The following is a 21,373-nucleotide window of genomic DNA, read 5'->3' on the forward strand; positions in this document are numbered from 1 at the left end:
GAGAGGTTCACTGGAGTACCTCCCGACGGTGCATGTTCTTACGCAAGGCGTCCTTCGACGCCGGATCGAAGCGTCGCGCGAATTTGTCCAGGTTGCGCCATGCAGCCCCCCTGGTTTTCTCGGACAGCAGCGGAACACCCTTGTTGGTGCTCAGCGATACCGAGCGAGAAACAGGGATGACGGCATCAACGGGCAATCCGATCGAGAGCTCGATGTCCTGAACGGTCAAGCCATTGCGCTTGTCTGCGAAGTTCAACACCACGTGACGTACTTCGGGAACCAGTTGCAACTCGTGCAGGACGGCAAGCCCGTTGTTCATACCCCGAATGCTGGGCACATCCATGCCACAGACCCATACCGCGTCGGTCGCCATTTCAAGGGCTGCAAGTAGGTGCTCACCGAGTCCAGGGGCCGTATCCAGCACGACGTACTGGAACTCGGCCGCCAGTTGGCTTACGAGGATGGCTACCTGCTCCGCGGTGATGAGGTCGGCATCCGCCGGGTTCTTTGGTCCGCACAGGGCATAGACACCGGACGCTCCTACGCTGAGGTACGCCTTGAGGACCATGGAATCCTGCGCCGCCGCACCAAAGACCGCATCGGTGATCGTGTGCTCTGGCTCGAGGTTTAGGGCGCTGGCCACATCCCCGAATTGCAGATCGAGATCCAGGATCACCACGCCCATGGGCGCAAACTTGGACAATCCTACGGCCAAGTTAGTAGCGACGGTGGTTTTTCCCACGCCACCCTTGGGCGACATGACGGCGATGACGCGTCCGCGTTGGCGGTCCGACCTGCCGTCACTGGATTGACGGCGACGGCTGTCGGTCGTCAGGCAGTTTCGTTCCAGGAGAACGCGCAGTTGCCCCGGTTCGGAACCCGGATCGGCAATGTCACGGATGCCCGCACGCATTGCGGCCATTACCAGTTCGGAGTCTGCCGGCGCGGTCAACACCACGGAAATATCCGGGTGCAACAGATCCATGGCCGTGGCCAGGTCCAAGGCGGTGCTTCTATTGACATCGGGTCCAAGCAACAACACGTCGGTTGGCTCACCAAGGCTCCGCGTGAGCAGCTCCTCGGGAGTTAGCTGGGCCGCGGCTGCTGGTATGCGCTGCAGATTGCCTGGCAGCGAGCCGTGAATCGCCAGCTGGGCGACCTTTTCAAAGTCCGGAAGATCGGTAAGTACCAGAAAGCGGCTCATTTGAGTACCTCGTTAATGGTGATTGGAGTCTTGCTGCCGGCGGGTGTGTCCTCGCCCTGCTTAGTCAGCCAAATGCTTCCGAATTCTTGGCTGTGAATGATGTTTGCTGCCTGCGATGAATCAACGCCGAATGTCACGTAGGCCGAACCAGACGGCAATGCCGCCACGTCCTTGCTTGACGAGGTCTGTTCCTGAGGGGCCACCTGGATGGCCGTGACTAACACCTTGTCGTAGAGAAGCTTTGTAACTTTTTCCTCTTCGGCGTCCTTGTTGTTCTTGTCCTTGACCGTGTAATTGCCGAAAACGCCGACGGTGTCTCCGGCCCTCAGCATGGATCCCACGACGCGTGCCGGTTCGAGCAAGACAGTCACTTCTTGCATGCCCTTCGGAACGGCAATGGTTCCGGGGGTAAGTAGTGAATCGGTGGTGACCAATTTGGCGGACAAAAGTTGTTCGCCAACAAGCATGTCTTGTGACAACACCTTGCCATCCAGGTCCTTGAGAGAAGCGACAGCGTCGCTGGCCACGGCTGCGGCCGGTAGCTGTTTGGTGGTCAAGGACTTCCCCAATTCCTTGACTGGTGTCCCGGCGGGTACGTTCTCAGTTGCTACGAGTACCTGAACCGGATTCAACGAAGCTTGCGCTCGCGCGTCGGCCGCACTGACATACGTGTATAGAAGTACGGCACCGACAATCGCCAGCACAAGTGCGGCAATGCCCCCCAGCAGCCGTGTTTTCATGAAATGCCCCCAGACATTATTTGTGATTGGTTTACGACGGGATATCCATCGCGGTGTTGAGTTCTGACTTACTCGGAGAGTTTGTAGATGTGGCTCCCATAATCGACGCCGTCACCGCCGAATTCAGCATCTTCGTCGTCGAATACATAGCGGATGAACTTGCCCACGATTCCGAGGTCGGAGGGTTTGTAGCCGCCGTCCTTCATGACCTTCTTGGCTTCTGCTGGCAGGTAGTCATTCGTGTGGCCGTTGAAAGTCCAACCCCGAACATCGATGGCAGCGTATGCGTAGATGTGGTATTCACCATCGCCCGTGACCTTCCGTTTATCGTCGAAAACGGGCAGCAGAACAATGACTTGTTTGCCGGCTTCCAGAGCTTTCTGCCAAGCAGTCACTTGACCAGGGCAGCCCTTTGGAAAATTGTTTCCGCTGTCTGCAGGCTCCCACGTGCCGATGCTTGTCTTTGCCGAGCAGCTCCCGGACGGGTCTTCCACCAGCCAGCCGAATCCGCCGGGAATTTCGTGGCCCGACGAGGTGCTGTGGCATGCATCACTCCCCTTTTTGTCGTTGATGCCGTGGCTCATGAGAAACTGCAGAGAACCATCGAATGTAGGCGACGAGTCGACTTCGCAGCTGGAAAAGGCCAGTGGAAATTTGGCTGTGAGTGACTTTGGCGGGCCCCATATTGCCGTTGCCGTGGCTCCGACTCCCACGTTTGAAAATGCCGGGTTCAGGATACCGGCAAACCAAGTCGATACTGCGTTTGGCGCAGCCCCGGCTTCGGCCGCACTGGTCGCAACGGTAACTTTGTTGTTAGCAGTGTCCAGAAGAAACGACGAAATCAATGAGGTCTTGTCGTTGGAGTTATCGTTGGCCAGCACACCTGGAAGTGTGGAGCCGGAATTGCAAGCGGGATCGGATTCGCTTTTCGCGCAAATCGACGCTAGTGCTAGTGCTCCGGCGTCAGCGCCATTTTGAAGTTGCGCCTTTTCCCAATAGAGCTTTCCGACGTCAATGGAAATGGCAGCAAACCCAAGTAGAACCACCATCATGATGGCGACGATGATGCTAGATGCTCCCTGCTCATTGGATCGCAGAGGTTGCCTGGAAATCTTGATCACCCGCCACATCGCATGGCCCCTTTGCCTTGCAGGTTTGTGGTGCTGAGGAAGTCGAACCAGCCGGTGAGCGAAGAATATGACCGCGTTACGGTGATTATGGCTGTGGTGCCGGCTGGGCAACTTGCCGCTGGCAAGGCGGTAGTCGTCACGGGCCCCAACGCTGGTGCCGCATTCTCTACCGCAGCAGTAAGGCTGAAGCCCGTCTCGCCGTGGTGTATCGCATACTCGCGGGCACCTTCACGAGCAGCCTGGGTTAGTGATATCTGCTGATTGAAAAGGTATCCGAATTCAATTATCCCCAGAAGTAATGTAATTAGCAGTGGCAGGATGATAGCGAATTCAACCGCTGCGGATCCTCTTTGGCTTTCTTTCGACATGACTTCACCCCCCCAGAGGTTTTGTCTGAATGAAAGTGCTGCTCGATGTGCGGGCGAAATTGTCGCGAATGCACATCGAGCAGCACATGATTCGGGTCGCAGCTAGCAAGCGACTCCATTTGCTGCGATACACGCATTGATGTCGCCGAACATTCCATTGATTGACGTGCCCAACGTGAACACGGCCACGATGACGACCACGGCGATGCCAGCCACCATGATGCCGTACTCAACGGCGGTTGCTCCCTGCTCCTCGCGGCGCAGCTTGCTGCCGACGGTCTGAAGTGCAAGGTAGATGTTTGCGAACAAGGTGTTCATTTTCTTACTCCATTTTCTACGAATCAAGAAGGTGCAACAAATGTCGCCCCCCAGCGAAATTATCTTGACGAGAAATTATGAAGGAATGAAGTGGCCCCCAGAATCTTGACCCCATTCGATGCCTTCTGCGTTTAGCAGCTTCCCCCGCGGTTCCCCAACCGCTGGCATCTGATTTGGAGTCTAGGAGGGAAGATCGAGCGTGTAAAGAGTTGGATTGAGTTTATTTTTTCGACCACTTTTTTCGGATTGAAAAGACCCCACTATTGCCTGATTGCAAGCGTCGATGGATGAGTGCCGTTGGAAACCTTACGGCCCAGACCGAGGGCTCTTGGGCCATCAGGCCAAGACTTCGGTAATGGAACATCTCGTTCTTGGGTGTCGAAAACGCGGTTTCGCTTCGTTACCTGCATCGGAACTCCTGGCCTTCAACGGCGGAGCCTCTTGCAGCCGCGCCAATCCATTACCATCGCCAGCTAAGTTGTCTACCGCATTTCCACTCGTAGGGGGCCGGCCTGCAATTGGTATTCCCTCAGCTTGGCCCGTGGAAGACTCCTGTCATTCCACGAATCTAGCCCCCGAACATGGTCAGTACTCGAAGTAACGCCTATGAGGAAGCCTGAGTGAACAAGAGAATGTGTTCATCCAGATGAGGGATTTTTCGGCGATTCTCTGCAAGGATGAAGCGAACGTCAAATCGCACGTGCGGGACTTTGGGAAATTGGTTCTGACATGTGTCAAGCGTGAAGAAGGAGTCAATGGCATGGGGGATGCCACACCACTGCGACGCAATGTCGCGGTGTTCCTTGACATGGAAAACCTTGTCGGAACCTGTTCTGGCGGAAAGAGCCAGCTGAAGTTGGGCGAAGTTGTCACAGAGGTCGGGCGCATCGTGAGACAAACTGGACCCGATTCGAAAACCGCACTAGTGCGTGCCTATGCGCATTGGGGCCGGCCCAGCATGGCGGATTTCCAGCGGGAGATTCTTGAGCACGGCATTGAGCCGGTCCAAGTATTCTCGTTTGACAACAACATCAAGAACGCAGCAGACATCGAATTGTGCGTTGGTGTTTTGTCGGTTGCCCACGAAGCTCCATGGGTTGAGGTGTTTGTAATTGTCAGTGGTGATGGCGGGTTTGTCCCGCTCATTCGGCGGCTTCATGCCCTCAACAAATACGTGATCGTCGCATCCACCAACACCCCGAACTCGGGAATCGTCAACGCCTTGCTCAAATCCGTCGCCGACGAATACCACCAGATCGCGATTACCGAAGTTTCAGTGGCACCGCAGACACAACATGTGCCTGTGCCCAAGGCAAATAGCAATGTAGCTGCCACTGTCGAACTCGCTCCCAAGACAAAGAAAACTCAGCTAATTGTGCAGCCAAAGACAGCTGTGGGCGTTGCCGAATTGCGCGATTCAATCCGCGGGATTATCAAGCAACATCCGGAGCTTGTTATCGCCAACAGGGTGAATACCGGCGCCCTGGGACAGATCCTCATCAAGGAACAGCCGCAGCTGAGTTACAAGAAATGCGGCTCAAAGACATTGGGCGCATTCCTGAAAAAGCACTGCGGGCTTTGCTCTATCCCGACCCTCGCCGTTGCAAGACCTGCAGTTGTCGCCAAACAAGCAAAGTCCAAGAATGCGGTGCTACTCGCTACGAAAAATGTTGCTCCAATTCAGCGGCCATCTCCCGAATTTCTTCTGGATGCGGTCCGCAGGCAATTCACTGTGGGGGAGCTGGGCAAGGATGTTCAAGCAAAGGGAGCTGATGGGTTGCAACTCAATCTGCTTGGGGTTCAATTGAAAACCGCCATCAACGGGTTTACCGCAGCGAATGCGGGTTTTCCTAGGCTCCAGCAGGTCCTGGAACATGCGTTGGCGACCACGGACTACCGGGTTGTTCGCCATGACCCGTACCGCGTGGCAGTAGTGCATGAGAAACATGCACACACCTTGGAACCTGTTTTCGCCTGAAGCGGTTTCGTGGCGGCGAAGACAGCGTGTTCGAACTTTCGCGGGAACCTCCTCTTGACGAGGTGTTGGCTTCCGTCCATTGCTGTCGGTGACCGCCGATGACCATCAACCATTGCAGTCCAACATTCGGGGGCAGATTCCGAGTACGGCCGATCCCGTCGAACCCAGCACCTTTGGAAACCTGCACCGAAGCTCTCAACCGTTGGTTCAATCCCAGACCTCGGTCTGAATGCAGCACCCTGTCGCGAAGCACTCCACGAATGGCCGGCCCGGGGCATGTATGCCGATGCGTTTGTGATGAAGATGCATTCCTTATTTGTGCCTGTTCGCATCCTTGGGTAGTCCCAAATGCAAACGCGGGGCTATCGACCAGTACCGCTACCGGGTCCTGGCAAGCCGGCCAAAGCTGGCAACTGGAGAAGCTTGGATCGGGCGGCAGCGGCGACCCTCCTCTGAGTCTCCTGAAAATAGATTCGTCCGGTGCAGGTCAGAAGGCGGAAAACACGTTTGCAATGACCTCAGATGGGTCGCCATTCTTTCCACGTACCGCGCACTAGTAGTGGTATGCGAGCCGGAGCATAATGGTGTGGTGGTGACGCTACCCGTTACCGGACCTAGGAAGCGATAAGGTGCAAAATGATTGGCTCTTGGCAAGCACTGGTCATAGATTGCGAAAATCCCGATGCGCTGGCCAGCTTTTACGAGCAGCTGCTGGGCATGGTTCGGGTGACAAACGACGACGACTGGGTGAGTATCGGCGATGCGCCGGATCGCCCGGCCATTGCCTTCCAGCGTGTTGACCCGTACGTGGCCCCAGAATGGCCGGGCCACCTGCACCCGCAACAGGCCCACATCGACGTGAAGGTCAAGGACCTGGATCTGGCCGAAACTGAGGTCCTGGCATTGGGGGCAACATCGATGGCGGCCGGATCCAAGACATACAGGGTCTACCTGGATCCGCAGCGCCACCCATTCTGCCTCGTCAGCTGGTAAGCGTTCCGGGTCGGGCACCAACGTGTTGTACGGCGCCCACGACCCAAACGCGGGTGGCAGGCCGCGCCCTAGCTGTCGCGGGCGGCGAATGTTGCTTGGGCAACCAACGCCGCCTGCAACCTCGAGGTGACTTCCAGCTTGCCGATTACCCGCGAGACATGGGTCTTCACGGTCGTTTCGCTGATCCCCAGACTCCGGCCGATGCCGTGGTTACTCAGCCCCGCACCCAACTCGCGCAACACCTCCAGCTCTCGATCGGTCAATACCTTCCGGGGGTCGATGCCTGCGGGAGGCATTGGCTCGGCGGTGCGTGATTCCAGCGCCGTGCGCACCAGCTTTGCCGTGACCTCCGGGGAAATCACATGGTCTCCGTTCATCACCGCCTCCAATGCGGCAATGATGCCTTGAGGTGCAGCTGTCTTGAGAAGGAACCCCTGGGCACCTGCCTCGAGCGCGCCGAAAAGGTACTCGTCGTGGTCGAAGGTTGTCAGCACCAGCACCTTTGACAACCGGCGCTCGGTGATTTGCCTGGTTGCGGCAACCCCGTCGAGTATCGGCATGCGCAGATCCATCAGCACGATGTCGGGACGCAACGCGGAGGCCATGGCGACGGCAACAGCTCCGTTTTCGGCCTCGCCCACGACCTCGAAACCGGGGGCGGATTCGACGACCATCCGCATGCCCAGCCTGATGGCCGCGTGGTCGTCAACCAGCAATACTCTGGCCCTTGCCGGCGCATAAGCCTCCTGCGGTCCATCTGCCATGGGGTTGCGCTCCTTGTTGCTGTCGGGAATCGACGGTCTTGCCGCGATGCTGTGGTTATCTGGCACCCGCTTCCGGGGATCACCCGGGCAAGGTTTTCACCAAGCGGGTTTACCGCTCACCCAGCGGCAGAAGCATGTTCAGGGTGAAGCGGCCGCCGATGGCCTCCGCCCTGAAGAAGCCGCCCAGCTCGCTGCTGCGTGCGTGCATGCTTCTCAACCCCGTGCCGGTTCCGGTGGAGTGCTGTGCGGCTGGTTCGTTCCCGGTATCGTGGGCCAGGGGGTTTGCCGCGGTGAACCGCACCGACCCGTCGCTGGCAGCCAAGTCCAGTTCCAGTTCACCGTGCGGCGCGTGCTTGGAGAAGTTGATCAGCGATTCGTTGACGGCCCGGTATAGTGCGGCCTGCAGCGTGGCCGCCAGCCCCGATCCGGCGTCCGCGAGCTCGTTGCGGTACCTCACGCGCAGCCCGGTCCCGGTAAAGGTCTCGATGAGTGACGGCACGTCGGCCAGCGTTCCGACGGGGGCCAGCGGCGCCCCGCGGTGCAGCATCCGGATCATGGTGTTGAGCTCCTCGATCCCCTTCACGCTTTGCACCCGGATCTCCGCCATGGCCCGGGCGTTGAGCGCCTCGTCTTGGGGTGCATTCAGCGCCGCACCGCTATGCAGGGCGATGGCCGCAAGCCGTGCCGAGAGCACGTCGTGGACCTCCCGTGCCATCATGGTGCGCTCCGCAGCCAGGGCCATGTCGTGTTCGGCGGCCTGGGCCTTGGCGCGCTCGGCAGCGGCCTCGGCAACAGCCGCGGCTGTTTGCGCCTCGCTCGCCGCCAGGTCGCGGGCCTTGCGGACGTTCCCGGCCCACTCGGCGGGCATCAGCAGCGTCATGCCCACCACCAGGCCGATCGTCACGCTGATGGCGGCGGACCCCGTGACAAAGTACATCACCACCACCAGCAGGCCGGTCAGCACCAGCGCGCCGTGTTCGGCGATGCGCGAGAGCCGGGGGCCGGCCAGCAGGACCAGGGTGAAAACCGCCTCGAAGATCAGGAAGAATCCGCCGGTGCTCCCGAGCAACAGGAGTGCAATGCCCGAGACCGCAATGATCGCCGAGAAGACCGGAACGTTGAGCCGCCGCAGGAAAATCGCCAGGCATCCGATGGCCAACGGCACCGGCCACCACTGGGCGTAGTCGCGCAACCCCCAGGTGTTGGAACCGGCCAGGGCCAGCGCATGCAGCAGCCAGGTGAGCCCTGCATAGCTCAGCGCCGGGGTCAGGTCCTCCAGGCGGATTCTTCCCCAGGGCGTCGACCGGCCGGTCGAGCGCAAGAAGGTGGTGGCTAACACCCCTTTATCGTGCTGCCTTGCCACGCTTAAACCAAGGGCGGCACACCGGTGTCCTCCAAAGGTATGACGCCGCATGCGACCAATGCCCGACGCGCCCTCGTGCATGGTGCGGGATTCTGGCTACATGATGCTTGGAACCACCGGCCTGCTGCTCACCCTCGGCCTGCTTGCACTCATCGATGCGACAAGCATCGGCACCCTGGTGATCCCGCTGTGGTTGGTGCTGCGCAGCACGGGGCGCAGAAACCTTTCGGCCGCAGTTCTTTACCTCGGCGTCGTGGCGACGTTCTACTTGCTGGTGGGCTTGTTCATCCTCGGTGGAGCCTCCCGGCTCAAGGAGGCGGTCGCCGGCGACCTGTTCAATGCGCCGGCCCTTCGCTGGGCGGCACTGGTCGCGGGAGCCGGCATGCTCGCTTGGGCGCTGCTGTACAAGCCGGCCAAACCCGACATGGCAGGCACGGGTTCGACCAGAGCCACGGTGCCCGGGGCGGCGCCGCTCAACGGTTCGGCACCGGCCGCCGGGGAGACCTCCCACCCCGCAGTCGTTGCCCATGATCCCGGTCGCACGGATCCGGCCGAGGGTCGTTGGTATGGCCGCATCGATCGGGCGCTGTCGACTCGGTGGGGCGTCGTCGTGCTTGGGCTCAGTGCGGGGCTGCTGGAACTGCCGACGATGCTGCCGTATCTCGGGGCCATCGGCTTGCTGACGGAAAGCGGCCACCCCGTTCCGACCCAGATCGGCCTGCTGGTTGCCTACTGCCTGGTCATGATCGTCCCGGGGCTGGCGGTCATCGGCCTGCGCGCAGTCGCGGGGGCGCGGATGCAGCACATCTTCGAGGCCACGTCCCGCTGGCTGGCAAGAGTCTCGGGGGAGTCGCTGGCCTGGGTCGTCGGAATCGTTGGATTCCTCATGGTGCGCTCCTCACTGGTTTTTCTCTTCCCCGATGCCGGCTGGAACCCCTTCACGTAGGCGCCTGCCGCCGGTTTGAAACGGATGCCGACAGTATTCCCTCCCGGTGGGCCCCCACTTTCCCGAAAGCATGGTCTGCCGCAAAGCCAGGTTGTACGCTGAACCCAGTGATCGTCAGGCATGGGGGCCGTGGCAGAACATCTGCGGCTGATCTGGGGGATAAAGTGCTGAACAAAAAGCTGTTGCTCTGGGCGCTGGGCGTCATCGTATTCATGGTGGGCGCGACCGTCGCCTTCAACCTCGCCGCGCGCTCGCCGTCACCGGTGTCGGCGGCCGACGGCGTTGCTGCTGCGAGCCAAGGCCCTGCGGCCAACGAGGCGAACGCTGCCGACGGAGTTTCGCCGGACCCCGGAGCATTGCCGTCGTCTTCGACTGCCGCCGACGGCTCCGCCGCAGCGCCAACCAAAACGGACAAGCCCTCGGCGGGCGGCCCCTCGGCCTCGGCCATCGAAAAGCCACGGCTCGAGGTGCCCGCCAGTCCCAAGGCAAGCGTCGCCACCCTGCCCAAATCCGTGGAGCGCGCTCCGGCCATTTTGGGGAAGGCACCCAAGGAAGGCACCGCCAACGGCAAGCTCACTCCGGGCTTCCCCACCAGCGCATTGCCGATCCCCGAAGGTGCGCACATCGTTGATTCCTCCGTGGGCACCCAGAAACGCAACGTCCAGGCGGCGGCGAATTACCGGACCAGCATGAGCCCCGAAAAGGTCTTGGCCTTCTACGAATCCGCGTCCGCCAAGCAGGGATGGCTTGCCACCCGTGGCACCGCGGCTGACGGAGCCTCGAACATCACCATCGGCTACGGCAAGGACACCGTAGTTGCCACGGTTCGCACTGCCGCAACGGGTGCGACGTTCGTGGCGGTCTTCGGCAGCTTCGTCGTTGGAGAATAACGTGGTGAAGCGCAAACAGCCCATTGTCCTGGCTGTCTTGGTGCTGACGGCAGTTCTCGCAGCCGTGGTCTTGGCCGTGAACTCTTTTGTGGGGTTCGCCCAGCGCAACCAGGAACCCGCCGCCGCGGCGCAAGAGAACCCCGCCGGGATCGCGCAAATACCTCTGCTCGATGCGGTGGTGTTCAGGGACACCCGGGCCACTGCGGATTACGGCAAGGTGGCATGGGTGCCGCTGGATGGCCCTCGCGGGCAACGAACGACCACCGGCCTGTCCTGCGACCGGGTGTACCGCACCGGCGGAATGCTTTCCTGCCTCAGCGTGACCCGGGGCATGAACACCAGCTATGGATCCGCCGCCTACGGCGTCGGTGGCCAGCGGCTTGCCGTCGATGCGCTCCCGGGAGAACCCAGCAGGACCCGGGTCTCGCCCACCGGAATGGTCGGCGTGACTGCATTCATCACCGGGGAATCGTACGAACAAGTCGGCTTCTCCACTCGGACCACCATTGCGACTCCCGGTGGCAAGGACTATGGAAACTTGCAGGACTTCACGATCAAGATCGGCGACCAGGTGCTCACGGCAGAAGACCGGAACGTCTGGGGAGTCACCTTCGACAAGGACGGCAACACGTTCTATGCGACGGCGGCTTCGGGAAAGCAAACCTGGCTCATGCGTGGGTCGCTGGCGGGCCGGACGATGGTTGCCGTGGGCGAGAACGCCGAATGCCCGTCCATTTCACCCAACGGCAAGCAGGTCGCCTACAAGAAGCGCCGCGACGATTCGAAGCCCGCGCACTGGGATATCGCAGTGCTTGATCTTGCCAAGGGTACCGAACAGATCTACCCGCTGGAATCGGGTTTTGACGACCAGCTGGAATGGCTGGATTCCTCGACCCTGCTCTTCGGCCAGCCCCGCACCGACAACCCGGGCGATGCCGACGTCTTCTCCATGAAACTTGAAGCCGGAGCGTCCCCGCAGCTGTTCATCGAACACGCGTGGTCACCATCTGTTCAGCGCTGACCCACTTCAGCCTCGAAATTGCGCAGCCCTGCCGCCGATTTTCCGGTGGGGCTTCTTGACCATCACCGATGTGAATTCGACGTGTCGTGTCGCGCTCGACTGCCTGCCGATGGTGAAGCGTCGGATTCCTCGGACCGACGCCTGGGAAGGCCAAGCGGCCCCCGGCGGATGCAGGCGCCGGTGAGCGATGGCACGGTTGCATGCGACCGTGAACGGTTGGCAGTCCTCGCCGCCCCGGTCCCCATCTCGAAACACGGCCATGGGCTCATGGAGGCCAACAAGCTGACTGGCATGGAGACAGCGCCGCCGGCTTACGAGTCATGAACAATGCGATGGCTTCCCACCGAGCTCGGCCGAAGCGGGAACAGGGGCTTTTGCTGAGCATGGCGTCGGGACAAAAAGAACTGGCGGTCGTTGCAACTCCCAGACCTTCGGGAGCTGCAACGACCGCCAGTTCTCGTGAATCTTCACTAGCGGTTCAACGCCTTGTGCGATTGAACCGCGTGCGGCGGCCTACCTTGTCGGCCGCCAACTATTTTGTGTAAATCAGGTCCACAAAGTAGTTGGTGTTCAGCATCGTCGAAGTCGGCATGGTGCCGCCCGAACCGTACCTGTAGCGGCCGTTGCTCGTGGATGCGGTGACCACCCCGTCGGTAAACGGCGTGAGGAAGAACAATGACGTGGTGGAAACGTGTCCCTTGGGTGCCAGGTAGGAAACCGTGTACGTGCCGGCTGGCAGATTCAATGGGGTCGCGAAGTTCATGCTTTGCCACCCGCGGGTCGTTTCGCCGGTGAATGTCACGGTCCCAATTGCCGTCCCCGAGGAGTTCCAGATGGTTCCCTTGTGGGTTCCCGTGTTGGCTGTTCCCTTGTAGAACCTCACACCCACGGCCTTGATCGGCACCGTGGTGCTGAACCGGAGCCCGACTTCAACCGGCCTGCCATCCAACGAGTCCGCGAGCAGCGGCAGAGTGGAGCCGAAGAGGTTCGTTGGGGTCGGCGTTGGAGTTGGTGTCGGTGTCGGTGTCGGTGTCGGTGTAGGGGTTGGTGTTGGAGTCGGTGTCGGTGTAGGGGTTGGTGTGGGTGTGGGTGTGGGTGTGGGTGTGGGTGTGGGTGTCGGCGTTGGTGTCGGCGTTGGCGTTGGCGTCGGAGTAGGGGTAGGCGTCGGATCCGTCGTTGCTTCGCTGAAGACCATGTCCACGAAGTAGTTGGTGTTTCCCCAGGTATTCGAGGGAGCCACGTTTCCTGATCCGTAGACAAACAAGCCGTTGCTGCCCACCGTGCTGAGCGAGCCGACGGTGCGTGTGCTGGCGAAATCACCCGAAGTGAATCCGTAGCCACCATTCGGCGCCAGATACGAAACGATGAAGGTCGTGTTGGCATTGATACGGATCGGAGCAGCCAGGGTAGCCGTCTGCCAACCTGTGGCGCTTTCATTGGTGAAGGTGACGGTGCCCAGCAACGTGCCGGTTTCACTCCAGAGCGATCCCGTGTGCGTGCCGGTGTTGAGGCTTCCCTTGTAGAAGCGGATGGCCGAAACGTCGATGTCCTTGGTCGTCTTCAAACGCAACCCAAGCTCAACCGAGGCAGTATCGGATGGGTCCAAGGAACTGGGAACGCTGTTCCCGAGGAACGTTGAAGCGGCCCCGTCCAGCCGCAAAGTGCTGAACGTCCAGGACTGGTCGGCCAATGCCGCGCCCTGTGTCGAGCGGATGCCCTTTATCTCTGCTGTGAGGGGCTTTCCCGCCGGCAGCGCATCCGTCGGCGCAAACGTCAGCGTCTTCGCGTCAGTCGACGTGCTGACAGTGCCGGCAACAGGTGTCGCACCGTCCTTCAATGTGAAGGTGGTTCCGGATGCCAGCGGTTGGCTGAACGATGCGCTGACGGTCGTCGATGTGCTCACATCCGCTGCGCCGGATGCCGGCGTGCGGGAAGTGAGAACGATGGCCGTGGCGGCACTTGGAGTGAATGAAATATCCACCAGGTAGCTGCTGCTGGTGTTGTTGGTCGGGAATCCCAAGGAATATGTATAGGAGCCCGAATTGAAGTATGTGTTGATGGGTCCGACGCTCTGCCCGTCGCCAAGTCCGCCGGGTGTGGTCGAGTAGGTACCGGGTGTCGTGTAGGCAACCGTGTACTCGGTGTTTGCGGCGATGGTCACGGGCGAACTGAACTTTGCGTACTGCCATCCGGATGCGCTTTCGTTGGCAAACGTGACAGATGCCAGCAGGGTGCCGGTCGAGGAGAAAAGCTTCCCCGTGTGTGATCCGTTGTTGCCGGCCGCCTTGTAGAACTTGACGCCATCGACCGTGCCGGCTTCCTTGACTGCAAATCGCATTCCCACGGTCAGGTCAGTGGCATCGTCAACCAGGTCGATGGTTGGCAACGTCGAATCCTGATACAGGCTGCATGGACATGCACCCGGAACTGCGTCGGGCTTGGCGGTGGTGAATGACCACGTTGATCCCGATGCGATGGGGTTGCCGAGCGCATCGGTGGCGTCGATCTTTGCGGTGTAGCTTGTTCCGCTCGCCAGCGATGCCGCAGGGGTGAACGTGGCCTTGCGGGTGGTATCGACGTAGTTGGTTGTACCGGCGATCGAAGCGCCGGCCTGGGTCTTGAGCGTGATCTGGACACTGGAGGCCGTCACCGGCTTGGACAGCGAGGCAGAAACCGCTGTGTTCAGGGGAACGCTGGTCGCCGTGTTGAGCGGCGCCTGGCCGTAGGCGTTGAGAGCCGAAGAGTCTTGGCTTTCAAAGAGCGCGTCCACGTAGTAGTTGCCCTGCTCAAAACTGCTGGTTGGCATGTTCCCGTTGGTGTCGTAGACGCCGGCCGGGTCGGAACCGAATCCACCGGCAACGCGCAGCGGGTCGGCAGCAATGCCTGAGTAGGCCCAGGCGTAGCTCTGCGCGGCGTAGTGTCCCTTGGACGTCGAGTAGGAAACCACGTATTCGGTGCCCGAAGCCACCTCCACCGGAGTGCTGAATTTCGCTTCCTGCCAGCCGCTTGCCGTCTCACCGGCGAAGGTCACGGTTGCCAGCTTCTGTCCGTTCTTTGACCACAACGAGCCGTTATGGGTGCCGGTGTTGGCAGCGCTCTTGTAGAAACGAACACCGGTAATGAAACCGTTGGCGGACGGGGTGAACCTGAGCCCCAACTCCACTGCGGATCCGTCGCCCGAATCCGCGGTGGCCGGCGTGTTTTCGCCGAATACGCTGTAGGACCCGGCGACGTTCAGCGGGACAACCGTCGCGGTGGACGGGTAGTTGGCGCTGTCGTCAATGGCTCTCACCAGGAGCGACGAGGTGCCCATGCCCTGCTGCACGTAGCTGAAGGTCCAGCTTGTGGTGCCTTGGGCGGGACGCCAGTGGGCGCCGGCATCGGTGGAGTATTCCACGCCCGCCACGACTCCGCCGCCCGCATCGACAGCTGTTCCGGTGATGGTGTATTTCTTGCCGTTCTTCGGGGAAGCCGGCGGCGGAGTTGAAATGTTGATGCTTGGAGCGGTGGTGTCGGCAGACTTCGTGGCCGGGACGAGTCCGCTCATGAGTGTTGCAGGTTGGGCATCCATGTCCGCGAACAGGTTCACTTGTGCCTGCTGCATGATGGGGTCGGCCGCGGCGCCGTCGCCGTCGTGGGTTTGGTCAAGGCCCCAGGTCCATTGGATCGTTCCTGCGGAGAACACCAGGGCTCCACTGGCCGCCTTGTACAAGCTCAGGTGGTGCTTGGTGTTGCCGGGGGCGACGGTATTGCCGAAGTCCTGCAGGTACTCGGGAACCGCGCCCGTCGTGGTGGACAGGAAGATCTGGCCCGCCGGCCGGAATCCGTTGTCCAGCGCTTCGTCGGATTCATAACCCACGGTGTGCGGGGCGAGTGCCCTGGTGGTGCCGGCGGCCAAACTGGTCAGCGGGGTGTTGCGCCACAAACGGCTCTTCCCCTCCTGGGAACTGACGGTCACTGGAAGATCGCCGTTGTTGACCATGTAGAGCGTTCCGGTGAGCGAGTTCTCGGGGAGCCCTGCACCGGCGCCGACGGAGGCAAAACGCGGATCGCGGGTCGTCCCGGTCCATTCGCTGCTGGGATCGATCTTGGCGTTGGCCCAGGTTTCCTTGTAGCTGACCATGGTGCGGTATGCGGTTCCGTCCGTGGTGGAAGCCTCGTAGCGAGTTCGCCAGTAGGCCTCGTTGCCGGACAGGAACTGCAGGTTCACGCCCGCATCGCGGGCTTTTTCAAAGTTCTTCCATTGGTTTCCCGACCAGTACTCGTCGTGTCCGACAGACAATGCCACCTTGTGGTTTGTCAGCAGGTTGCCGCGGCGATCGGAATCGACTCCGCTGAAGTAGCTCACGTCGTAGCCGTTGCGCTCCATGAAACGCACCAGGGGGTACTCGTTGCCGAAGTAGAAGTCACGGGCCTCGATGCCGCCGCGGGTGTTGAAGGGGCGGTTGTAGCTGAGCTTGTACGCGCGGCCGTTGGCTGCACCCTGGTAGAAATCCGATCCGCCGTACGTGTTGTACGCATGCCACGTGGGATCGGACGTCTGGAACAAGACGTCCGAATGGCTGGAATCGTCGCGGACGATAAAGGTGATGTGGCTCGAATCGTCTCTGTCTGCCCGATAGAGCTTGGCCACGTACACGCCGGACACGGCGTCCGCAGGTACGTTCCAACTCGCCGAAACACCCCAGTTGCCGCAGTCGACAAGTTCGGTGGCCACGTCGTTGCGGCAGGCGGGTTGGGTTTGGGGGAGCGTCGCACTTGGCGACACCGAGGCCACCTTCCGGGCGCCGAGGCCCTGGTACCAGCCCGTGCGGTAGATGTCGATGGTGTAGGCGCGGGCACTGGTGTCGATCTTGAAATCGATCTTCTGGCCCACGTTGACGCTGATGTCCGTGGCGAAGCCCTGGATGCTGGCATCACCCGCACCCTGGATGTCCCATTCGGAGGGGTCCGTGCCGGGCTTGCTGTTTTCGCAGACGATCTTGTTGGCCCCGGGCGCGCAGGGATCCGCGGCAACCGAACTCGGGGCGGTGAGCGTCACCGCCACCATCGCCAGCGAACACACCAGCGCCCACCATCGTCGGGAATGCGAGTATGCGTCCGGCCGGGCCCCAAGCCCGTGCCCCGGGCGCGAAAAGCCCTTGCTTACATTGCGTGACGACCCCGACGAGTGTTTCATGCGTTTCCCCAAAACTGTGAAGGTGCGGTCACCCGCACACACGGCCCCAACAACACGTAATCGGGTTCAATCTAGGGTTTTAGCAATTAAGCTAACAAGCGTAATTCATACTCGGATTAGATCCGGCCGCTACGGGTTTGAGAGAATGGATGCATGGAACCCCTCGGTAGCAGCTCGGCCCCAGCGCAGGGCAAGAAAATCACCATCAACGCCTCCACCCTTTCCCTGGCAGTCATGGTCACCGTCTTCCTGGTGGCGGTTGTCTTTGCCGCGAACCAGAACGACGTCATCGGCTGGTTTGTCGTGGTGATCTCCCTCGGCTGGCTTTTGCTCTCTGCATTCCTGGTCTTCGGACTCAAGCGCGGCGCCAAGAAGATGTCCGACCAGCTCAAGGCCGCTACGGCCGCCGCAGCCTCCCGCGGAAACGGTTCCCAGCCGGCGCCCGTGGTCATCGACGAAGGCACCCGCAACCGCGACCTGAAGCTTGACCACTCCTTCAAGATCATCCAGGTCCAGACCAAGGTCGTGAACGACTACCGTGGCCAGGCCGGCGAGGAAGCCGCGGGCATGGTCGACCGCGCCCTCGAAACCATCGAGATCACCGCGTCCAACGCCCGCGACATGATGAAGCCCGCCAACAACGGCGAGCCGATGACCGGCGAGGTCATCGACTAACACGTGTTCCGGGGCGACACCCCGGCCGTGCCCCCGACAACCCCACACCAACTATCTGTAAGGTGGATTGCGTGATACCTACCGCAGAAGAGATCCTGACCAAGTCCGACGGCGCATTGCGTGTTGCCTCGGTGAACGTCAATGGCATCCGCGCAGCATACAAGCGCAACATGGCCGACTGGATCGCAGCTCGTGACCTCGATGTATTGTGCCTCCAGGAGGTCCGCGCACCGGACGCGATCCTGCGCGAACTCATCGGCGACGGCTGGCACATCCTGCACGCCGAGGCCCAGGACAAGGGCCGCGCGGGTGTCGCCGTGCTTTCGCGCGCCGAGCCGATCGCCACGCGCAACCACATCGGCGACGAGTACTTCGAGACCACCGGCCGCTGGGTCGAGGCGGACTTCGAGCTCTCCGACGGCAAGGTCCTGACGATCGTCAGCGCCTACGTGCACTCCGGCGAGGTCGACACCCCCAAGCAGGTGGACAAGTTCCGCTTCCTGGACCGCATGATCGAGCACCTGCCGGCTCTGAAGGCCGAGAAGGACCACGTGCTGGTCGTCGGCGACCTGAACGTCGGCCACAAGACGCTGGACATCAAGAACTGGAAGGGCAACGTGAAGCGTTCGGGCTTCCTGCCCGAGGAACGTGCCTACTTCGACCGCTTCTTCGGCGAGGAGATCGGCTACAAGGACGTTGCACGCGAGCTGGCCGGCGAGGTCGACGGCCCCTTCACCTGGTGGTCGTGGCGGGGGCAGGCCTTCGTCAACGACACCGGATGGCGCATCGATTACCACATGGCCACCCCGGAACTTGCCTCCCTCGCGACCAAATCAGTCGTTGACCGCGCATCCAGCTACGACGTGCGCTTCTCCGACCACGCACCGTTGGTCGTCGACTACCAGTTCTAAAGGACTTTGCAACTCATGAGCGAAACCCTCGCCACCACCCGCCCCCGCGTGCTTTCGGGCATGCAGCCCTCGGCGGACTCCCTGCACCTGGGCAACTACCTGGGCGCCCTGGTCAACTGGGTCCAAGCCCAGGACGACTACGATTCGTTCTTCTTCATCCCTGACATGCACGCGATCACCGTGCCGCAGGACCCGGCCGACCTGCGCAACCGCACCCGGGTCACCGCCGCCCAGTACATTGCCGGCGGCATCGACCTGGACAGGTCAACGCTGTTCGTCCAGTCCCAGGTCCCCGAGCACGCACAGCTTGCCTGGGTGCTGAACTGCATCACCGGCTTTGGCGAGGCCAGCCGGATGACCCAGTTCAAGGACAAGAGCTCCAAGGGCGGCGCCGAGGCGTCCTCGGTGGGCCTGTTCACCTACCCCATCCTGATGGCCGCGGACATCCTGCTCTACCAGCCGCAGGGCGTCCCGGTGGGCGACGACCAGCGCCAGCACGTGGAGCTGGCCCGCGACCTGGCCACCCGCTTCAACCACCGCTTCGGAGAGACGTTCGTCGTCCCGGAGGCCATGATCAAGAAGGAGGGTGCTCGCATCTACGACCTGCAGAACCCGACCTCCAAGATGTCCAAGTCGGCCTCCAGCCCCAACGGCCTGATCAACGTGCTGGACGACGCCAAGACCGTCGCCAAGCGCATCAAGTCGGCCGTGACGGACGCTGACACCGTGATCGCGCACGACCGCGCGAACAAGCCGGGCGTCACCAACCTGCTGGAAATCCTCTCCACCGTCACCGGGACCCCCATCCCAACGCTGGTCAGCGAGTTCGACGGAAAGATGTACGGCCACCTGAAGGTCGCCGTCGCCGATGCCGTGGTCGAGGCCCTGGCGCCGGTGCGCGCGCGGACCCTCGAACTGCTCGAGGATCCTGCGGAACTGGACTCGATCCTGGCCAAGGGTGCGCTCAAGGCGCGCGAGGTTGCCTCCAAGACGCTGGCCGACGTGTACGAGCGCGTTGGCTTCATGGCGCCCGTGGGCGGGATCTCCTAGCCATGGCCATCGGAGCGGGGGAGGGGACGGACACAAGCGGCGTGGAATCCACGGCGCTGGGTGTCGTGATCGAAATTCCTTCCCCGCTCCGCGAATCCCTGCGCGAATGGCGGCGCACCTACGGGGGCGAGGCCGCCTCGCTGGTGGAACCGCACATCACCCTGGTCTCGGGTTCGACGACGGATTGGGACGCCGCCGCCGCGCACGTGCGCACCATCGCCGCGCTGGCCGCGCCGTTCGAGGTCCGCCTGCACGGCACCGGGACCTTCCGGCCCGTGGCCCCCGTCGTGTTCCTGAACGTGCGCGAGGGGACCGAAGCCTGCACCGCCCTGCACGAATCCCTGCTCCGGGGCCCGCTGGGACACGACCTGGCCCATGCCTACCACCCCCACTTGACCATCGCCCACGAGGTCGACGACGCGCTCATGGATTCGGCGCAGGATGACCTGCGCGACGAATCGATGGGCTTCACGGTTTCCTCCATTGGCCTCTTCGGCATCGACGAAGCCGGGCAGTGGTCGCTGCGGGAGGAACTGGAACTTGGCGGACTGGGAAAGTAACCGGGAGAAGATCCTGCGGATGATCACGGCGCCCGACGCCGACGATCCCCGCATGCAGGACCCCGTGCCCGATCCGCTGGAAGCCGACCCCGAGATCCCCGAAAAGGGCACCAGGGCCCCCGGCGTCGCGGCCCGCCGGTACGTCGGCGCCCCGCCAGTCCCGCCGCCCAGCCCGCTGGATCCGCGTGCGCTGGCGTCCTTCACCCGGCTCAAGGCCCAGGAACTCTATGCCGCGCGCGCCGTCGGATCGCCGTTCCAGCGCATTGCGGCATTCTTCAAGATGCTCACGGCCTGGTTCTACTCGCTCTACCCCATGCGCGTCTGGAACCTGTACGTGCGCCGCCGCGGGCCGCTGCTGGCCGCCGGGGGAGCCTACCGGATGTTCTTCTCGATCGCCGCGATGCTGGTTGCGGGCTTTGCCGTGCTCGGCATGGTGGCAAGCGACAACCCTGTTCTGCGTGACGGCATCATCGAGATGGTGGCCGCCAGCACGCCGGGCCTGATCGACACGGGCAACGGCGGGTTGGCCAAGCCCGAGGACCTCCTGGGGCTGGGCGGCTTCGGGCTGACCCTTGTCATTTCGCTTGCCGCCTTGGTCTTCACCTCCCTGGGGTGGCTGGCCGGGCTCCGCGAGGGCATACGCATCATCCTGGGGTTGAACCGGGACAGGTCCAACCCCGTGGTCTCCAAGCTGCGCGATGCGTTGCTGCTGATGGTGCTGGCCGTGGCCCTGGTGGCTTCCAGCGTGCTGGCCATTGCGAGTTCGTCAATGATCGATTCGCTGGCCGACCTGCTTCACCTCGGCAGCCTGTGGACCAACGCGCTGACCAAGATCGGCTTTGTGGTGGCGATGTTCGCGCTGGATTGCGCCACGGCCTGGGTCTTGCTGCGTGTCGCATCCCGGGTCGTCATGATCCGGGGCGCCCTCTGGCCCGCCGTGATGCTGGCGGGTGCCGGAGCCACGACGCTGCGTTTCTTCTCGGCCATGCTTCTGGCCTCGCTGACCAACAACGTCCTGCTGGCGCCCTTTGCGGTGATCCTGGGCCTCTTTGTCTGGTTCAACCTGCTCAGCCAGGTGTATCTGATCGCGGCGGCCCTGGTCGGGGTGCGCGCCGCGGACCTCAAGCGCGAGCGCGCGAAAACCGTGATCTAGGCAGGATCCGGGGAGGGGCCCGGAGCGGGGTGCCGGCGGTCGCCGCAGAACCTCCCCGAGTGCGGCTTGCCGAGTGTGCGGGCGGGGCCACCGGTCCCGCGGAACCAGGGGCGCACGGGCTTCGGGATTC

At 61.9% G+C, this 21,373-nt stretch carries 18 protein-coding genes; 10 read left to right on the plus strand and 8 right to left on the minus strand.

The features are described from left to right. Positions 1–7: 7 nt before the first annotated feature. The 5 genes from ACFY5D_RS15355 to ACFY5D_RS15375 all read right to left on the minus strand — a co-directional run bounded on the left by ACFY5D_RS15355 (position 8) and on the right by ACFY5D_RS15375 (position 3,760). Positions 8–1,204, minus strand: coding sequence for a CpaE family protein (locus tag ACFY5D_RS15355; RefSeq protein ID WP_387531568.1), 1,197 nt, complete (start codon positions 1,202–1,204; stop codon positions 8–10). Then, a complete protein-coding gene (cpaB, locus tag ACFY5D_RS15360; RefSeq protein ID WP_387531571.1) occupies positions 1,201–1,944 on the minus strand; it encodes a Flp pilus assembly protein CpaB in 744 nt (247 codons plus the stop codon). The genes ACFY5D_RS15355 and cpaB overlap by 4 nt, the downstream gene beginning before the upstream one ends. 68 nt (positions 1,945–2,012) lie before the next feature. Beyond that, positions 2,013–3,074 (minus strand): pilus assembly protein TadG-related protein, encoded by a 1,062-nt coding sequence (locus tag ACFY5D_RS15365; protein ID WP_387531574.1) that lies wholly within the window; start codon positions 3,072–3,074, stop codon positions 2,013–2,015. Then, on the minus strand, positions 3,062–3,442 hold the full coding sequence (locus ACFY5D_RS15370; protein ID WP_387531577.1) for a TadE/TadG family type IV pilus assembly protein: 381 nt from the start codon (positions 3,440–3,442) through the stop codon (positions 3,062–3,064). The genes ACFY5D_RS15365 and ACFY5D_RS15370 overlap by 13 nt, the downstream gene beginning before the upstream one ends. Positions 3,443–3,544: 102 nt before the next feature. Then, entirely contained in the window at positions 3,545–3,760 is a 216-nt protein-coding gene (locus ACFY5D_RS15375; protein WP_387531580.1) for a Flp family type IVb pilin, read from the minus strand. 634 nt (positions 3,761–4,394) lie between these two features. On the opposite strand from ACFY5D_RS15375, the gene ACFY5D_RS15380 reads away from it, so the two are divergent. Both ACFY5D_RS15380 and ACFY5D_RS15385 read left to right on the plus strand, forming a co-directional pair. Then, a complete protein-coding gene (locus ACFY5D_RS15380) occupies positions 4,395–5,738 on the plus strand; it encodes an NYN domain-containing protein (RefSeq protein WP_387531582.1) in 1,344 nt (447 codons plus the stop codon). A 636-nt stretch (positions 5,739–6,374) separates the two neighbouring features. Then, positions 6,375–6,731: a VOC family protein gene (locus ACFY5D_RS15385; protein ID WP_210001305.1), complete on the plus strand. Its 357-nt coding sequence runs from the start codon at positions 6,375–6,377 to the stop codon at positions 6,729–6,731. Between the two features lie 68 nt (positions 6,732–6,799). On the opposite strand, the gene ACFY5D_RS15390 is transcribed toward ACFY5D_RS15385, so the two are convergent. Both ACFY5D_RS15390 and ACFY5D_RS15395 read right to left on the minus strand, forming a co-directional pair. Continuing rightward, on the minus strand, positions 6,800–7,495 hold the full coding sequence (locus ACFY5D_RS15390) for a response regulator (protein ID WP_387531587.1): 696 nt from the start codon (positions 7,493–7,495) through the stop codon (positions 6,800–6,802). A 109-nt stretch (positions 7,496–7,604) separates the two neighbouring features. Next, entirely contained in the window at positions 7,605–8,834 is a 1,230-nt protein-coding gene (locus tag ACFY5D_RS15395) for a sensor histidine kinase (RefSeq protein ID WP_387531590.1), read from the minus strand. 124 nt (positions 8,835–8,958) lie between these two features. On the opposite strand from ACFY5D_RS15395, the gene ACFY5D_RS15400 reads away from it, so the two are divergent. The 3 genes from ACFY5D_RS15400 to ACFY5D_RS15410 all read left to right on the plus strand — a co-directional run bounded on the left by ACFY5D_RS15400 (position 8,959) and on the right by ACFY5D_RS15410 (position 11,715). Next, positions 8,959–9,804 (plus strand): GAP family protein, encoded by an 846-nt coding sequence (locus ACFY5D_RS15400; protein ID WP_387531593.1) that lies wholly within the window; start codon positions 8,959–8,961, stop codon positions 9,802–9,804. Between the two features lie 164 nt (positions 9,805–9,968). After that, the gene (locus ACFY5D_RS15405; RefSeq protein ID WP_387531596.1) at positions 9,969–10,694 is read left to right on the plus strand and encodes a hypothetical protein; all 726 of its coding nucleotides are present in this window, start codon (positions 9,969–9,971) and stop codon (positions 10,692–10,694) included. Between the two features lie 4 nt (positions 10,695–10,698). After that, entirely contained in the window at positions 10,699–11,715 is a 1,017-nt protein-coding gene (locus ACFY5D_RS15410) for a hypothetical protein (RefSeq protein WP_387531599.1), read from the plus strand. A gap of 532 nt (positions 11,716–12,247) precedes the next feature. On the opposite strand, the gene ACFY5D_RS15415 is transcribed toward ACFY5D_RS15410, so the two are convergent. After that, the gene (locus ACFY5D_RS15415) at positions 12,248–16,894 is read right to left on the minus strand and encodes a DUF4082 domain-containing protein (RefSeq protein ID WP_387531602.1); all 4,647 of its coding nucleotides are present in this window, start codon (positions 16,892–16,894) and stop codon (positions 12,248–12,250) included. A 153-nt stretch (positions 16,895–17,047) separates the two neighbouring features. On the opposite strand from ACFY5D_RS15415, the gene ACFY5D_RS15420 reads away from it, so the two are divergent. The 5 genes from ACFY5D_RS15420 to ACFY5D_RS15440 all read left to right on the plus strand — a co-directional run bounded on the left by ACFY5D_RS15420 (position 17,048) and on the right by ACFY5D_RS15440 (position 21,243). Next, entirely contained in the window at positions 17,048–17,569 is a 522-nt protein-coding gene (locus ACFY5D_RS15420) for a hypothetical protein (RefSeq protein WP_387531605.1), read from the plus strand. 71 nt (positions 17,570–17,640) lie between these two features. Continuing rightward, positions 17,641–18,480 carry an exodeoxyribonuclease III gene (locus tag ACFY5D_RS15425; RefSeq protein ID WP_387531608.1) on the plus strand — a complete coding sequence of 280 codons (840 nt, stop codon included), beginning with the start codon at positions 17,641–17,643 and terminating at the stop codon, positions 18,478–18,480. A 15-nt stretch (positions 18,481–18,495) separates the two neighbouring features. Beyond that, entirely contained in the window at positions 18,496–19,530 is a 1,035-nt protein-coding gene (gene trpS, locus ACFY5D_RS15430; protein ID WP_387531610.1) for a tryptophan--tRNA ligase, read from the plus strand. A 2-nt stretch (positions 19,531–19,532) separates the two neighbouring features. Continuing rightward, entirely contained in the window at positions 19,533–20,090 is a 558-nt protein-coding gene (locus ACFY5D_RS15435) for a 2'-5' RNA ligase family protein (RefSeq protein ID WP_387531613.1), read from the plus strand. Continuing rightward, a complete protein-coding gene (locus ACFY5D_RS15440) occupies positions 20,071–21,243 on the plus strand; it encodes a YihY/virulence factor BrkB family protein (RefSeq protein ID WP_387531616.1) in 1,173 nt (390 codons plus the stop codon). Before ACFY5D_RS15435 ends, ACFY5D_RS15440 begins: the two co-directional genes overlap by 20 nt. Positions 21,244–21,373 lie beyond the last annotated feature (130 nt).

The organism is Paeniglutamicibacter sp. NPDC012692 (genome assembly GCF_042901625.1).
Taxonomy (GTDB): domain Bacteria; phylum Actinomycetota; class Actinomycetes; order Actinomycetales; family Micrococcaceae; genus Paeniglutamicibacter.

Coding starts and splice junctions, on each gene's coding strand:
- ACFY5D_RS15355 (WP_387531568.1), bottom strand. CDS start 1,204: ATGAGCCGCTTTCTGGTACTTACCGATCTTCCGGACTTTGAAAAGGTC.
- cpaB (WP_387531571.1), bottom strand. CDS start 1,944: ATGAAAACACGGCTGCTGGGGGGCATTGCCGCACTTGTGCTGGCGATT.
- ACFY5D_RS15365 (WP_387531574.1), bottom strand. CDS start 3,074: ATGTGGCGGGTGATCAAGATTTCCAGGCAACCTCTGCGATCCAATGAG.
- ACFY5D_RS15370 (WP_387531577.1), bottom strand. CDS start 3,442: ATGTCGAAAGAAAGCCAAAGAGGATCCGCAGCGGTTGAATTCGCTATC.
- ACFY5D_RS15375 (WP_387531580.1), bottom strand. CDS start 3,760: ATGAACACCTTGTTCGCAAACATCTACCTTGCACTTCAGACCGTCGGC.
- ACFY5D_RS15385 (WP_210001305.1), top strand. CDS start 6,375: ATGATTGGCTCTTGGCAAGCACTGGTCATAGATTGCGAAAATCCCGAT.
- ACFY5D_RS15390 (WP_387531587.1), bottom strand. CDS start 7,495: ATGGCAGATGGACCGCAGGAGGCTTATGCGCCGGCAAGGGCCAGAGTA.
- ACFY5D_RS15400 (WP_387531593.1), top strand. CDS start 8,959: ATGATGCTTGGAACCACCGGCCTGCTGCTCACCCTCGGCCTGCTTGCA.
- ACFY5D_RS15415 (WP_387531602.1), bottom strand. CDS start 16,894: ATGAAACACTCGTCGGGGTCGTCACGCAATGTAAGCAAGGGCTTTTCG.
- ACFY5D_RS15420 (WP_387531605.1), top strand. CDS start 17,048: ATGGAACCCCTCGGTAGCAGCTCGGCCCCAGCGCAGGGCAAGAAAATC.
- trpS (WP_387531610.1), top strand. CDS start 18,496: ATGAGCGAAACCCTCGCCACCACCCGCCCCCGCGTGCTTTCGGGCATG.
- ACFY5D_RS15435 (WP_387531613.1), top strand. CDS start 19,533: ATGGCCATCGGAGCGGGGGAGGGGACGGACACAAGCGGCGTGGAATCC.